Raw genomic sequence first — 14,710 nt, 5'->3', positions numbered from 1 at the left:
TGGCGAGGGTCCTAAACCCCTCCTCTATGGCCCCGTCACAGGTGTCCAGGGCCGAATGGGAGGCGACGACCCCGATCAGCGGGTCGCTGAGGTCGTACCCCTCCAAAATCTCTAAAATTTTGCTGCGGTCGATCAATTCAAAGCACCTCAAAATGATCTGATCTATGTACCGACCTAGAGAGGTACTCACTTATCAAGCTGACTGTCATGCTCCTTCCTCCTCGACCGACGCGACGCGAAGCTCGCCCTTTCCACCCTCAACGAGATCTCCCAAAAAATTCTTGAGATTCATCCCATCGATCTCCACCGTCTCCTGGTACTGATAGGACGGAAGGACCCTTGCCCGTCCTCGAACGGTAATGGTGCCGCTCACCATCTCGGCTCCGGGAAGGTGGGCGTCGCCGCCGATAACGATCACACCGCCCCGGTTAGCGATCCCCGGAAAGTCGCCAGCATCTCCTCCAACGGTGATCGTCCCGCCGCAGAGGTGCTCGCCCAGATAGTCACCGGCCGAGCCCTCGATCACTATCTCACCACCGCGCATGCCGCAGTTCTCGCCGCGGTATCCGGCTCCGACGTAGTCTTTTGCGTCGCCTCTGACGGTGATCTTTCCGCCTCGCATCTCCCGGCCGAGCCAGTCTCCAGCCCGTCCTCCTATCTCGATCTCGCCGCCGGCCATCCCGTTTCCGGCGTGCATCCCGAGATCGCCTTCGGCCAGGATCCGACCACAGGCCATCTTCTCGCCGACCCTTTTTACCTTGGAGAAGTCGCCGGAAAGGGTGATCAACATCTCTTCGGGCTCTGCGGGGCCCTCGTCCCCGGAGATATCGAATAGGTCAGATAGGGCGGCCTTTCTGTTTCCCTCCCAGACCTCGATCTTCTCGATCTCCTTGATGGCCAGGGACGCGAAGACATCGGGGCTTATTCTCTCCGCCTCGACGGGGACCAAAAACTCTCGACGCGGCTCAATCACGATCTCTCTCATCTAGATCACCCCCGCCTTCACGACCCGAGGATGGGTGACGTAGGCGTCCTGGACCATGTAGTTTGACATCTGGATGCTGTAGTACTTGGCGAACTTTTCGACGAGATCTGCTCTGACCTTCGCCGCTTGATCTTCGGGGACCGAGGCGTCGACCCAGTAGGTCCTCCCCTGGGGGACAGCGGTGATCTCGCCGTCTCTGACCACCACTTCTCCGCCCTTGATGGTGTACTTGGCCTTTGCGAGGGCGCCCTTCACTTTTTTGTGATCCTTCGAGGGGTCCACATCAACCGGGTTTATGTCGTAGACGGTGACGTCCCCGTCCGCCCCCACCCCCAGGTGCCCCTTCTCCGCTAGGCCCAGAATCCTGGCGGGGGCGGCCCTCGTCAATATCGCGACGTCGTTCCAGTCCATCTCCCTCTCGATCGAAGGAAGTGACGACCTCCTGGATGCCAGCTCGTGCAAAGTTTTCAGCTCCTCCTCCCTCTTCGCCCGGCTCATCAGAAGGGATATCACCTCCGGGTAGTTCACGAAGGGCCCGCCGTTGGGGTGGTCTGTGGTCATGATCACCTGCCAGGGGTTCTTCGTCAGAAGGGCGAGTTCCAGGCCTATCGCCCACTGGATCGCGTTAATCGGCATCTTCCTCCCGTAGACCAGGGGGACGACCCCGCTCGACTCCTCCAGCTCGATGTCGTGGTTGGACCACTTGGCGTGAAGGAGGCGGGCGTTCCCGTACTCCAGGGGCGCGTCGGCGGTCATGGTGGTGGCAGACCCGAAGATCAGCTGGCCCATGTCCATGGTGAACTGGTCGTGGCGGTTGAAGTAGTCGGCGATCTCGGGGGCCTTCGACTCGAAGTCGCGCCAGCCGGTCCCGCCGTAAGCAGAGAACTGCATGTGGGTGACGTGGAGGACCTGCCGGTCGCGGGAGGCGGAGATCTCCTCGACGGCCTTGAGGGTCGCGAGGGTCGTCTCGTAGTTTCCGGGCTTTCCCAGGTTGTTTGTGTGGAGGTGGACGGAGTGGGGCAGCCTCAGGATCTCGTTTGCCCTCATCAGGCCCCTAATGACCTCTTTCGGGGTCACGCCGAAGTTCGGGACCGGATCGTCGATCCCCTTGACGTTTCCGCCAAAGCCCCAAGCTTCGCCCCCGCCGGGGTTCACCACCTTGACGCCGTAGCCGCGACTGGCACGAAGGCCCCAGGCCAGGAAGGCCGCGAGCTTATCGAGGTCGCCATCGCGGACGCACTCCAGGACCTCCCAGTTGTTGCCAAATAAGGTGAGAGCACCCTTGTCGACGATGGGAATCTCCTCCAGCTCCTCGTGAGTGTGTCTCGACTCCAGGATCGGTGTCGCCGCCTCGAAGGCGCAGGTGTAGCCGAGGCGGGCGTACCGATAGCCCATAGCGTAGCAGTTGGGGACGGTGTAGCCGGTCTGCGGCCGCAGTAGCTTCGTCTTCGGCTCGGTCCCGCGCCTTGCATCCTCCGGCCTCATGATTCTGCCGGTGTTCACCTTCGCCCCGGCTATGTGGGCGTGGGCGTCGACCCCGCCCGGCATCACCAGCATCCTCCGGGCGTCGATCTCTCTGCCATCACGGGACTCTTCGACGACTTTGCCGCCCTCAATAGAGACGTCCATCTCCTCACCATAGACCCCGTTTGCAGGATCAAAAACAAACCCGCCCTTAATTATCATCGTCGAGCCTCCTCACTCTATCGAGAATGTTTTGCACGATCTCCTCGTCCGTTGGATAGGCCGAATCCACGACCTTCTTCATCCGGAGGGATAAGCCGTCCATCCGATATGCGGTCCCCTCGGCCTCGACGCCGCAGACGGCGCTCGGTATCACCACGTCCGCCAGGAGCGTGGTGGGGTTTGGGAAGGGGTCGATCTGGATCACCGGTATCTCGGCCATCTCCTCGACGGTCCTCCTCGGGAAGTTCGAGACCGGATCGGCGGCGACGACCATCATGGCGTCCGCCTCCCTTTTTGCGAGAAGATCGCAGGCTGCAGTCTCGCCGGGGTTGAAGTAGGGCGCGCCCCGGGAGAAGTCAACGGACATCGGAAAGCCCGTCTCCCAGGCACAGACCTGGCCGAATCCCGCCACGTTGTAGTGGCCCCTCATCGCCATCACCACGAACTTGGTGAAGCCGTTCAGGTCCGCCACCAGGGAGAGGGCGTTGTCGACGTTCTTGTACCGGCCCCGGCTGTGGGTCATCCCCAGGCCGAAGAGGAGGGCACCAAACCTCGCGCCCTTCATCATCTCCGCCAACTCTGCCAGGTCCGCTTTCGCGACCCCCGCCACCGTCTCTGGGACGATCTCGCCTTTGCCCGCCACGATCATCCGAAGGGCCGAGATCACCTCATAGTCGGTCCCCGGCCTTATCAGAAGGAACTTATCGGCGTTCTTTGCGGTCCTCGTCTCTCGGACGTCGACGACGATCACCTTCCGCCCCTTCCTCCCCTGGGGGGTGAACATTCCTGACGAGTTCGAGGAGTAGCGCATGGAATGGCGCGGATGAGCCTCGGCGGGGTTTGCGCCCCAGAAGACTATCAGGTCGGCTCTGTTCTTGATCTGGCCGAGGGTCGAGCCCGCCAGACCCTTCTCCTCGATCCCGATGATGGAGGGGCCGTGGCAGACGGTGGCCGTGGAGTCGACGACGCCGCCCACCTCCTCCGCGAGAAGGATCCCCAACTTGGCGGTCTCGCAGACGGTGGAGCACCAGCCGTAGAGGAGAGGCCTCTTCGCCCCCTTCAGGATTTTGGCGGCCCGATCGTAGGCCTCCTCGTAACTCGTCTCCACCAGCTCTCCGCCTCTTCTCACCATCGGGGCCTTCGTCCTCTCGTGTCCCCGGATCTTGCTCGACCCCAGCTTGCAGGCCCTCTTGACGCCGACGATCTGGCCCTCTTCCACCTCGACCTTGATGTCGTCGCAGAGGCAGCCGCAGAAGGGGCAGAGGACGTCTTCTGCCATCAAGACCCCTCACCTCCGGCCCTCTTCAGGTCAGCGAAGAGCTCCCGGACGTCCATAACCCGCATCGCGCTTCTCTCCACCTCGGCCTCGACCCCCTTGAACTGGGGTGTTCCGCATCCACCCGTCTCGGGCCCTACGACGGCGTTGGCCCAGGGCCCCATCGGTATGAATATGAGCCCCGGGGGCAGGCCCTCGTCCTTTTTGGCCGAGACGACGACCTCGCCGAAGTTCGTCCTCACCAGGACGTTCCCTCCCTCGGATACGTCGAGGGCGTCGTAGTCCAGTTCGGATAGGGCGCAGAATGATGCGGCCTTGAAGAACTCGGGCGACATCTTCGCCTCAGAGCTAGCACCCTGGCCGAGGGTGCGTCCAGAGATCATAATCGCCTTCAACAGAATCACCATCAAACTTGAGCTTCATCTTTCTTGGCCTTCCAATGGCTATATATTGTGCGGTCTGGTCCATCGGGAACGGTCACCTTAATATACTACGTTGATATTGCTAAGTAGTCCACTATCGCAGGGGGGATGGTTTTTGGCAGGCAGAGCTTGGAAGTTTAACGATGATATCGACACCGACGCGATCATACCCGGACGCTACCTGGTGATCAACGACCCCGAAGGGCTCGCGGAACATGTCTTTGAGGGCGTGCGACCCGAGTTCGCCAGGCGAGTCGAGGCAGGGGACTTCGTGGTGGCGGGGACGAACTTCGGATGTGGCTCCTCCCGGGAGCATGCGCCCCTCGGCCTCAAGGGCGCGGGAGTGAAGGCCGTCGTCGCCAAGTCCTTCGCCCGGATCTTCTTCCGGAACGCCATCAACATCGGCCTGCCCCTGTTCGTCTGTGCAGACGTGGACAGAATCGGTGATGGAGACGCTCTCGAGATCGACGCCGACGAGGGTCTCATATACAACCGGTCCCGTGGCGAGTCTTATAGGACTACGTCCCTGCCGCCCTTCCTCCAGGAGATCGTGGAGACGGGAGGGCTAGTCGAGTACACTAAGAGGATGGTGAAGTCTGCTTGAAGTACAAAGTTCCCGTTATCCCCGGCGATGGGATAGGACCTGAGATCGTGGCCGAGGGGATGAAGGTCGCAGAGGCCGCGGCGGAAAAGCATGGTTTTGATATCGAGTGGACAACGTTCTCCCTGGGAGCGGACCACTACCTGGAGACGGGAGAGCTGGTCGGCGAGGACGCCCTCAAAGACCTATCCCGTTACAGGGCGATCTACCTCGGCTCCATAGGCGACCCGAGAGTGAAACCCGGCGTCCTGGAGAAGGGCGTCCTCCTGGCCATGCGGTTCTACTTCGACCAGTACGTCAACCTCCGGCCCGTCAAGCTCCTGGAGGGGATCTGGACCCCACTCAAGGACAAGGGACCCAAGGATATCGACTTTGTCGTCGTCCGGGAGAACACGGAGGACTTTTACATCGGGATCGGCGGCCGGGCGAAGGCGGGGAGGAGCCGCGATGAGTTCGAGGTGGCGAGGACCCTCTACGACGTCAAGTTCGGCCTGGACGTCGAGTCCGACAGCGAGGAGATCGCCTACCAGATCGGAATGATCTCGAAGGAGGGGACGGCAAGGGTCATCAAGTACGCCTTCGACCTCGCCATGGAGAGGGGAAAGCACCTGGCCAGCGTCGACAAGGCGAATGTCCTCTCCGACATCTACGGCTTCTGGAGAGAGGAGTTCGAGAGGCTTTCTACCCAGTACCCGGAGGTGAAGACCGACTTCAACTTCGTCGACGCCATCACCATGTGGTTTGTCAAAAACCCGGAGTGGTTTGACGTCGTCGTCGCCCCAAATATGTTCGGCGATATCATCACCGACCTCGGGGCCATGATCCAGGGGGGCTTGGGCCTCGCGCCCGGAGCGAACATCAACCCCGAGGGCACGAGCATGTTCGAGCCGATCCACGGAAGCGCGCCCAAGTACAAGGGGATGAACAAGGTCAATCCCATCGCCACCATCTGGGCCGGGGCGATGCTCCTGGAGCACCTCGGGGAGCGCGCGGCCGCCGAGGACGTGATCAGGGCCATCGAGACGAACATCAAGGGGGGGAAGGTCAGAACATACGATATGGGCGGAAGTGCCACCACCTCTGAGGTCGGCGACGATATCGCGGCCATCGTCCTCAAGGAGATCTGACCTGAAGGGGGAAAAGGTTTTATGTCGGATGACCATCTCCTAGACAGTGGTATGGGCTGATCTGCTCATGGGGGCTCGTAGCTCAGTTAGGCAGAGCGTCTGGCTTTTAAGTTTTTTGAACGGAGATACCAGGTGGTCGAGGGTTCAAATCCCTTCGAGCCCGCTTATCGCTTATTTCTGGGAAGTGGCTGTATGAAAAAGTTTGCGCTGCAGGATCATGACCTGGTTCCGGCTCACATCCTTCTCTCTCCCGAAGAGTCAGAGGAGATGCTGAAGGGTTACGGCGTGGATTCTGCTCAGCTCCCCAAGATCCACATCACCGACCCGGTGGTGAAGGAGATCGGGGGCAAGGTGGGTGACGTGGTGAAGATAATCAGGAAGAGCCCCACGTCAGGGGAATCGGTATTTTACAGGCTGGTAATCGACTAAGTCGACTTAAGAGGTGTTTTAAAGTTTGCTTGACAGAAACGTCCTATACAAGGCCTATTTTACAAAGGACAAGCTGGTCCACCATCACATAAACTCTTTCAACGACTTTATAGACAGGGGCCTTCAGAAGGTGATCGAAGAGGTGGGCGTCATCGAGACGAATATCGAGGATACCTACGTCAAGCTGGGCGCGATCCGGGTGGAGATGCCGACGGTCACCGAGGCCGACGGCTCGGTGGAGAGGCTCTACCCTAACGATGCGAGGCTTCGAAACCTCACCTACGCATCGCCGCTGCGTCTGGAGATGACGATCGTCCAGGGGGAGACGGAGAAGGAGCCGGTGGAGGCGATGATCGGGATGCTCCCGATCATGATAATGTCCAAAGTCTGCAACCTATCGACCCTCTCTCGCGGGGAGATGATCGAGTTCGGCGAGGACCCCCTGGATCCGGGCGGATACTTCGTGGTGAACGGGTCTGAGAGGGTTATCATGACCCTAGAGGACCTCTCGCCCAACAAGATCCTGGTGGAGTACAACCAGAGGTACGACACCTTCATCGAGGTGGCCAAGGTCTTCTCTCAGAGGCAAGGATACCGGTCTCTGGTGATCGTCGAGCGAGGCAAAAGGTCGATTTTGGAGGTCTCCTTCCCCTCAGTAAGCGGAAGGCTCAACTTCGTCACCCTCACCAGAGCCCTCGGCCTGGAGACGGATATGGATATCGTCCAGGCCGTATCCGACAACCCCGAGATTATAAAGTTCATGCTCGAGAACCTGGAGGAGGCGGAGGTCGCGGACAAGGAGGAGGCGCTGGAGAAGATAGGGGGCCGCGTCGCCGCGGGCCAGGCGAAAGAGTACCAGAAGAAGAGGGCCGCCTACGTACTGGACCGGTACCTTCTCCCCCACATCGGCGTCGAGGAGGGCGACCGGTACGCGAAAGGCCTCTTCCTCGCGAGGATGGCAGAGGCCTGCTTCGAGCTGGCCCTGGGGAAGAGAGGCGAGGACGACAAGGACCACTACGCCAACAAGAGGCTCAAGCTATCCGGTGACCTGATGGAGGACCTCTTCAGGGTCGCCTTCAGCAGGCTCACGAGGGACATCAAGTACCAGCTGGAGCGGGCCAGCATGAGAAACCGCGAGCTGAACGTCATCACCACCGTTCGGGCGGACGTCCTCACCGAGAGGATGATCCATCCCCTGGCCACAGGAAACTGGGTCGGCGGCAGGACCGGCGTATCCCAGCTCCTCGATCGGACAGATTACATGGCGAGCCTAAGCCACCTGCGCAGGGTGATATCACCTCTGTCCCGATCCCAGCCCCACTTCGAGGCGAGAGATCTCCACCCCACCCAGTGGGGAAGGATCTGTCCCAGCGAGACGCCAGAGGGCCCCAACTGCGGTCTGGTGAAGAACTTCGCCCAGGGCGTGGAGCTCTCGACGGGGGTCGAGGATTACGAGGACGTGAAGAAGATGCTTCTGGACCTGGAGGTCGTATCGGTTGGTGGTCGCTTTGAGTAGCGCTAGGGTATTTGTCAACGGGGAGTTCGTGGGAACCCATTCAGACCCCATCAGGCTCGCAAAAGAGATGAGAAGTCTTCGAAGGGGCGGCTCGATAAGCAACCAGATCAACGTCTCCTACTTCGAGAGGACGAACGAGATTCTGATCAACACCGACTCAGGCAGAGCCCGCAGACCCCTCGTCGTGGTGGAGGAGGGGGTCCCCCTGGTCACCGAAGAGCATATAGAGAGGCTCAGGCAGGGCGAGATCCTCTTCGACGATCTCGTCTCCGAGGGGCTCGTCGAGTATCTCGACGCCGAGGAGGAAGAAAACTCCCTTGTGGCCATGTGGGAGGAGGAGGTAGCCCCCGATCACACCCATCTGGAGGTCGACCCCTCTCTGATCCTGGGGATCTGCACCGGCCTCGTCCCCTACCCCGAACACAACGCCAGCCCGAGAAATACCATGGGTGCGGGTATGATCAAGCAGTGCCTGGGAACCCCTCTGGCCAACACAAAGCTGCGGCCCGACACTAGAGGCCATTACCTCCACTACCCCCAGAGGGCCCTCTGCAGGAGTAGGACCGCCGACGCCATCGGCTTTGACGAGAGGCCCGCGGGGCAGAACTTCGTCGTCGCGGTCCTCGTCTACGAGGGGTACAACATCGAGGACGCCCTCATACTCAACAAAGGCTCCATCGAGCGGGGTCTGGGCCGAAGCCACTTCTTCCGGGTCTCTGAGGCCGAGGAGCGGAAGTACCCCGGAGGGCAGGAGGACAAGTTCGAGATACCGGATATGGAGGTCCGGGGCGCGAGGGGTACGGAGGCATACTCACAATTGGACGACGACGGACTGGTCAACCCCAACGCGGTGGTGGCTCCAAACGACGTCCTCATCGGGAAGACCTCGCCGCCCCGGTTCCTGGAGGAGCCGACGGAGTTTGGGATCACGCCCCAGCAGAGGCGTGAGACCTCGGTGACCATGAGGTCGAACGAAAAGGGCGTGGTGGACACGGTGATCCTCACCGAGTCCTCCAACGGAAACCGGCTGGCCAAGGTGAAGACGAGAGACCAGAGGGTTCCGGAGCTGGGGGACAAGTTCGCCTCGCGGCACGGCCAGAAGGGGGTAGTCGGCCTGATCGTCCCCCCAGCGGACATGCCCTTCACCGAGAGCGGCATGGTTCCGGACCTGATCGTCAACCCCCACGCCATCCCATCACGGATGACGGTGGGCCACGTCCTGGAGATGATCGGGGGGAAGATGGGGTCCTTGGAGGGGAGGTTCGCCGACGCCACCGCCTTCCTGGGAGAGGAGGAGACGGACATGAGGGGAGCCCTCACCAAGTTCGGCTTCTCCCACACCGGGAGAGAGGTGATGTACAACGGCATCAACGGAGAGCAGATCATGGCCGATGTCTTCGTCGGGGTGATCCTCTATCAGAAGCTCTACCACATGGTGGCGGGAAAGATGCATGCGAGGTCCCGGGGTCCAGTCCAGGTCCTCACGCGCCAGCCGACGGAGGGGCGGGCGAGGGAAGGAGGCCTGCGGTTCGGCGAGATGGAGCGAGACGTCCTGATAGCCCACGGCGCGGCTTTAGCTCTGAAGGAGAGGCTCGTCGACGAGTCGGACAAGGTGACAGAGCTCGTCTGCAGCCGCTGCGGCATGATCGCGATCCACGATCGGCGCAGGAACGTAGACTACTGCTCCGTCTGCGGCTCGGATACCGAGATCTACCCCGTGGAGATGAGCTACGCCTTCAAGCTCTTGCTGGACGAGATTAAGTCCCTCGGCGTCGCCCCCAGGCTCCTTTTGGAGGACGCAGTTTAGGTGTAAACATGACCGTCCCGAAGAGAATTGGCAAGATCAGTTTTGGGCTCATCTCTCCCCAGGAGTTTCGGAGGATGAGCGTGGTGAAGATCATAACCGCAGATACCTACGACGACGACGGCTTTCCCATCGAGATGGGGCTTATGGACCCAAGGCTCGGGGTGATCGACCCTGGCCTGCGGTGCAGGAGCTGTGGTGGAAGGCCCGGCGAATGCCCCGGACACTTCGGCCACATCGACCTCATAGCCCCTGTAATTCACGTCGGATTCGCTAAATTGATAAGAAAGATCCTTCGCGGAATCTGCAAGGACTGCTCGCGGCTTATGCTCCTGGAGAACGAGAAGAGGATGTATCTCGAGCAGATCGAGACCCTCGTCCAGCTCGGCCAGATGACAGACGACGTCGTCAACAAGGTATTCTCTGAGGCCCGAAAGCACAAGGTCTGCCCCTTCTGCGGCGCGCCCCAGCTGGAGATCAAGTTCGAGAGGCCCCTCACCTACGTCGAGGACGGCCACAGGCTCACCCCCTCCGACATAAGGGACCGGTTCGAGAAGATCCCCGACGAGGACATCGAAGTGATGGGGATGAACCCAGAGACCGCCCGGCCCGAATGGATGCTCCTCACAGTCCTTCCGGTGCCGCCGGTCACGATGAGGCCCTCGATCACCCTGGAGAGCGGCCAGAGGAGCGAGGACGACCTGACCCACAAGCTGGTGGACATCATCAGGATCAACCAGCGGTTTCAGGAGAACAGGGAGGCCGGCGCACCCCAATTGATCATCGAGGACCTCTGGGAACTCCTCCAGTATCACATCACGACCTTCCTCGACAATACCGTCTCCGGCGTTCCCCCGGCCCGACATCGGAGCGGCCGGCCACTCAAGACCTTATCTCAGAGGCTGAAGGGAAAAGAGGGGAGGTTCCGAGGGAGCCTCTCGGGCAAGAGGGTGAACTTCAGCGCGAGGACGGTGATCTCGCCCGACCCGAACCTCAGCATAAACGAGGTGGGTGTTCCCATGGAGATCGCGATGGAGCTATCGGTTCCCCTGGTGGTGAACTCAAGAAACATCGAGGTGATGCGAGACTTCGTAAGAAGGGGTTCGGATAAACACCCGGGCGTGAACTACGTCACGAGAGCCGACGGGAGAAGGGTCAAGATCACCGACAAAAACTCCGAAGAGGTGGCCGAACAGCTCGAGCCCAGCTGGAAGGTGGACCGACAGCTGATGGACGGGGATATAGTCCTCTTCAACCGGCAGCCGTCTCTTCATCGGATGTCGATCATGTCACACAAGGTGATCGTCATGCCCTACAAGACCTTCAGGCTGAATCCCGCAGTCTGTCCACCATACAACGCCGACTTCGACGGCGACGAGATGAACCTTCACGTCCCCCAGACTGAGGAAGCCAGGGCCGAGGCCCAGATCTTGATGAGGGTCCAGGAGAACATATTGTCTCCAAGGTTTGGGGGGCCCATCATCGGAGGCATCCACGATTACGTCACCGGCAACTTCCTTCTGACCCACGGCGACCGTAGGATCAGCCGGCTTGAGGTTATGGAGATCTTCAAGAAGCTACCCCACCTGGAGCTTCCCGAACCCCGAGGACGCAACGATGAGGGCGAGCCCTACTGGACAGGAAAGCAGATCTTCAGCCTCACCCTCCCCAAAGGCCTGAACCTGGATTTCAAGGCATCCTTCTGCAAGAACTGCGATCAGTGCAAGAGGGAGGCCTGCGAAGATGACGCCTACGTCACCATTCGCGACGGTGAGATCATAAGCGGCACCATCGACGCCGCTGCCGTAGGAGCCTTCAAGGGGAAGATCACCGACAGGGTGATCAAGGAGTACGGCCCGACGATCGGCGCGAGCTTCGTCGACGGAATGACCCAGATGGCGATCAGAGGAATAATGCTGGCGGGTTTCAGCTTCGGAATCGACGACGAGGACATCCCCAAGGAGGCCGAGGCCCAGATCTCCGACGTTCTGAACGCCGCGAGGGAGAACGTGACGAAGCTGATCGGGGCCTACCAGGCGGGGGAGCTGGAGCCCCTGCCCGGAAGGACCCTGGACGAGACCCTGGAGATGAGGATTATGCAGACCCTCGGCAAGGCCAGGGACAACACCGGCTCCATCGCCGGCAGGTACCTGGGCATCGACAACAGCGGCGTGGTTATGGCCGTCAGCGGTGCCCGAGGATCGATGCTGAACCTGACCCAGATGGCGGCCTGCGTTGGCCAGCAGTCGGTCAGGGGCGAGCGGATCCGGCGAGGCTACGAGGGGAGGACCCTCTCCCACTTTCGGAGGGGGGACCTGGGGGCCGAAGCTCACGGCTTCGTCGAGTCCAGCTACAAGGAGGGTTTGAACCCGACGGAGTTCTTCTTCCACGCCATCGGCGGGAGGGAGGGGCTCGTCGACACCGCCATCAGGACGTCCCAGAGCGGCTACCTTCAGAGGAGGCTGATCAACGCCCTCCAGGATCTGGAGGTCCAGTACGACGGGACAGTCAAGGAGACGAGGGGCATAATTGTCCAGTTCAACTATGGCGAGGACGGCGTCGACGCCTCCAAGAGGGATTATGCGAGCCCCGAGAACGTTCATCGGATAGTCCAGAGGGTGCTGAAGAAGGAGGGGACATGAGCCTATCGGAGAAGGAGGTCCAAAAGAGGATCGAGGGCCTCCCATTGCCCCAGAGCATAAAGAGGGCCCTGGGGGAGGAGCTGAAGGGGATCGAGGTCTCCAAGGAGGAGCTCGCTGAGATATCAGACCAGGTGGTGGCCGATTACAAGAGGTCCAAGGTCGAGCCCTGCGAGGCGGTGGGGGTCGTGGCGGCCCAGTCGATCGGGGAGCCCGGCACCCAGATGACGATGAGGACCTTCCACTACGCCGGGGTCGCAGAGATCAACGTCACCCTCGGCCTTCCGAGGCTGATCGAGATCGTGGACGCGCGAAAGATCCCCAGCACCCCCACCATGACCATCCGGCTGGAGAAGGAGTACGCCCTCGACCGGGACATCGCAAGAGAGGTGGCCTGGTCGATCGAGTCGACGAACATCCTCCACCTGGGGTCGATAGCTACCGACCTCGCCGAGATGAACGTGGTGATCGAGCTGAACGAGGACGCCCTGGCTCAGAGGAAGATCGAGCCCTCGGAGGTGGCGGAGAGGCTCGCCGCGGGGACGAAGCTTTCGGCAGACCAGCACGGAAATCAGATCATAATGACGCCGCCCGAGCCCTCATACCGAGATCTTCTCCAGCTCGTCGAGAAGATCAAGACGATCTCTCTGAAAGGGATCGAGGGGATAAACAGGGTCGTCATCAGGAAGGAGGGGGACGAGTACGTCCTCTACACAGAGGGCTCGGCCCTCAAGGACGTCATCTCGTTTGAGGGGGTCGACCCCACCAGGACGAAAACAAATAATATAACTGAGATCGGCGATGTCCTGGGAATAGAGGCGGCCCGAAATGCCATAATAAACGAGGCCACCGACACCTTGCGGGAACAGGGTCTCTCTGTCGACGTGAGGCACATCATGCTGGTGGCCGACATCATGACCTGCGATGGCGAGGTCAAACAGATCGGACGCCACGGCGTCTCCGGAGAGAAGGCGAGCGTCCTCGCGAGGGCAGCTTTCGAGGTCACCGTAAACCACATCCTCGACGCCGCAGTTCGCGGAGACGTGGATGATCTCAGGGGCGTAACCGAGAACGTCATAGTGGGCCAGCCGATACAGCTGGGAACGGGCGATGTTCAATTAGTCTCAAAACGATGAGGTAAAAGGATGATAAACATTGATAGAGCGCTCAGAAGTTCGATCAGAACCGGTAAAGTTGTTCTTGGCTCAAATCTAACTGTAGAAGCAGGGGTCGGCGGGCAGGCTAAGCTGGTCATCAACGCCATCGACTGTCCAGAGGAGGTGGCCAGCGAGCTGAGGGATATCGACGTGCCAGTCTACAATTATCCCGGCAGGGGGAAGGACCTCGGATCTGCCTGCGGAAAACCCTTCTCGGTGGCGGCTCTGGCGGTGATAGAACCCGGCGACTCTGAGATAATGGCGCTCCTGAGGGAGATCAGGGGTATTGAGGATGAGTGAGTTCAAGCTTACCACCGAGGGGATAAGGTATATCGCCCTCTTCGAAAGCTTGACCGGTGGCGTGGCCAGAGACTGCATCATCGACGACGAGAACGATCGGATAATATTCGTCGTCAAGAAGGGAGATATGGGCGCTGCCATAGGGAGGAAGGGCAGCAACATCAACAGGGTGAAGAAGTCGATAGGAAAGCAGATCGAGATCGTGGAGCATAGCGAAGACGTCAAGGAGTTCCTGGAGAACGTCTTCCAGCCGGCTTCGATAAAGAACGTGACGATCGTATCGAAAAACAATAAGCGATTGGCTTATGTAGAAGTAGCAAATAGGGACAAGGGCATCGCCATAGGACGGGATGGGCGTAACATATTAAAGGCCAAGATGCTCTCTTCGAGGCATCACGGCGTAGACGACATCATAATCCAGTAAAAATAAAACGGCGCCTTAAGACCGATCAACGGGCCGGCCGTTGGCGATGGACATAGCATTCAACTAGGTGGAATAATGGGAAAGGGAATGTACGCGGCCAGGAAACTGGAGAGCGACCGCAAAAGCTTCCGGTGGAGAGATACGAACTACAGCCGGAGGGCACTGAAGCTGAACGTCAAGGCAGATCCCCTGGGAGGGGCGCCGAGGGCTCGAGGGATAGTTCTGGAGAAGGTCGGAGTGGAGGCGAAGCAGCCGAACTCCGCCATCAGAAAGTGCGTCCGAATACAGCTGATCAAGAACGGAAGACAGGTTACCGCCTTCTGTCCGGGGGACGGCGCCATCGG

At 60.2% G+C, this 14,710-nt stretch carries 15 protein-coding genes and 1 tRNA gene; 11 read left to right on the top strand and 5 right to left on the bottom strand.

The features are described from left to right. The 5 genes from ACP5EL_RS05950 to ACP5EL_RS05930 form a co-directional block, all read right to left on the bottom strand. A partial coding sequence (locus ACP5EL_RS05950) for a DUF1246 domain-containing protein (protein ID WP_428401577.1) occupies positions 1-136 on the bottom strand: 136 nt, incomplete at its 3' end. A 69-nt stretch (positions 137-205) separates the two neighbouring features. After that, positions 206-985, bottom strand: coding sequence for a formylmethanofuran dehydrogenase subunit C (locus tag ACP5EL_RS05945; RefSeq protein WP_428401574.1), 780 nt, complete (start codon positions 983-985; stop codon positions 206-208). Beyond that, positions 986-2,671 (bottom strand): formylmethanofuran dehydrogenase subunit A, encoded by a 1,686-nt coding sequence (locus ACP5EL_RS05940; protein WP_428401573.1) that lies wholly within the window; start codon positions 2,669-2,671, stop codon positions 986-988. It abuts the gene before it with no gap. Next, the gene (locus ACP5EL_RS05935) at positions 2,661-3,953 is read right to left on the bottom strand and encodes a formylmethanofuran dehydrogenase subunit B (protein WP_428401571.1); all 1,293 of its coding nucleotides are present in this window, start codon (positions 3,951-3,953) and stop codon (positions 2,661-2,663) included. Before ACP5EL_RS05935 ends, ACP5EL_RS05940 begins: the two co-directional genes overlap by 11 nt. Continuing rightward, positions 3,950-4,354, bottom strand: a complete 405-nt coding sequence (locus ACP5EL_RS05930; RefSeq protein WP_428401570.1) for a molybdopterin dinucleotide binding domain-containing protein — start codon at positions 4,352-4,354, stop codon at positions 3,950-3,952. Before ACP5EL_RS05930 ends, ACP5EL_RS05935 begins: the two co-directional genes overlap by 4 nt. 130 nt (positions 4,355-4,484) lie before the next feature. Here ACP5EL_RS05930 and ACP5EL_RS05925 point away from each other — a divergent pair, with 130 nt between their 5' ends. The 11 genes from ACP5EL_RS05925 to ACP5EL_RS05875 all read left to right on the top strand — a co-directional run. Then, positions 4,485-4,973 (top strand): 3-isopropylmalate dehydratase small subunit, encoded by a 489-nt coding sequence (locus tag ACP5EL_RS05925; RefSeq protein WP_428401569.1) that lies wholly within the window; start codon positions 4,485-4,487, stop codon positions 4,971-4,973. Continuing rightward, entirely contained in the window at positions 4,970-6,097 is a 1,128-nt protein-coding gene (locus ACP5EL_RS05920) for an isocitrate/isopropylmalate dehydrogenase family protein (RefSeq protein WP_428401568.1), read from the top strand. The genes ACP5EL_RS05925 and ACP5EL_RS05920 overlap by 4 nt, the downstream gene beginning before the upstream one ends. 71 nt (positions 6,098-6,168) lie before the next feature. Further along, positions 6,169-6,260: transfer RNA gene (locus tag ACP5EL_RS05915), tRNA-Lys, on the top strand. Positions 6,261-6,289: 29 nt separating this feature from the next. Continuing rightward, positions 6,290-6,526: a DNA-directed RNA polymerase subunit H gene (locus tag ACP5EL_RS05910; RefSeq protein WP_428401567.1), complete on the top strand. Its 237-nt coding sequence runs from the start codon at positions 6,290-6,292 to the stop codon at positions 6,524-6,526. Positions 6,527-6,551: 25 nt separating this feature from the next. Then, positions 6,552-8,042, top strand: a complete 1,491-nt coding sequence (locus tag ACP5EL_RS05905) for a DNA-directed RNA polymerase subunit B'' (protein WP_428401566.1) — start codon at positions 6,552-6,554, stop codon at positions 8,040-8,042. Continuing rightward, a complete protein-coding gene (rpoB, locus tag ACP5EL_RS05900) occupies positions 8,035-9,849 on the top strand; it encodes a DNA-directed RNA polymerase subunit B (protein ID WP_428401575.1) in 1,815 nt (604 codons plus the stop codon). Before ACP5EL_RS05905 ends, rpoB begins: the two co-directional genes overlap by 8 nt. Before the next feature lie 8 nt (positions 9,850-9,857). Then, entirely contained in the window at positions 9,858-12,488 is a 2,631-nt protein-coding gene (locus ACP5EL_RS05895) for a DNA-directed RNA polymerase subunit A' (protein WP_428401565.1), read from the top strand. Then, the gene (gene rpoA2 / locus ACP5EL_RS05890) at positions 12,485-13,621 is read left to right on the top strand and encodes a DNA-directed RNA polymerase subunit A'' (RefSeq protein ID WP_428401564.1); all 1,137 of its coding nucleotides are present in this window, start codon (positions 12,485-12,487) and stop codon (positions 13,619-13,621) included. Before ACP5EL_RS05895 ends, rpoA2 begins: the two co-directional genes overlap by 4 nt. 9 nt (positions 13,622-13,630) lie before the next feature. Further along, positions 13,631-13,942, top strand: coding sequence for a 50S ribosomal protein L30e (locus ACP5EL_RS05885; RefSeq protein ID WP_428401563.1), 312 nt, complete (start codon positions 13,631-13,633; stop codon positions 13,940-13,942). Beyond that, complete coding sequence (locus ACP5EL_RS05880) at positions 13,935-14,366, top strand: NusA-like transcription termination signal-binding factor (RefSeq protein ID WP_428401562.1); 432 nt, start codon at positions 13,935-13,937, stop codon at positions 14,364-14,366. The genes ACP5EL_RS05885 and ACP5EL_RS05880 overlap by 8 nt, the downstream gene beginning before the upstream one ends. A gap of 75 nt (positions 14,367-14,441) precedes the next feature. Beyond that, a partial coding sequence (locus tag ACP5EL_RS05875; protein ID WP_428401561.1) for a 30S ribosomal protein S12 occupies positions 14,442-14,710 on the top strand: 269 nt, incomplete at its 3' end.

The organism is Methanocrinis sp. (genome assembly GCF_049974945.1).
Taxonomy (GTDB): domain Archaea; phylum Halobacteriota; class Methanosarcinia; order Methanotrichales; family Methanotrichaceae; genus Methanocrinis.
This window is presented reverse-complemented; position numbering and strand designations above follow the sequence as displayed.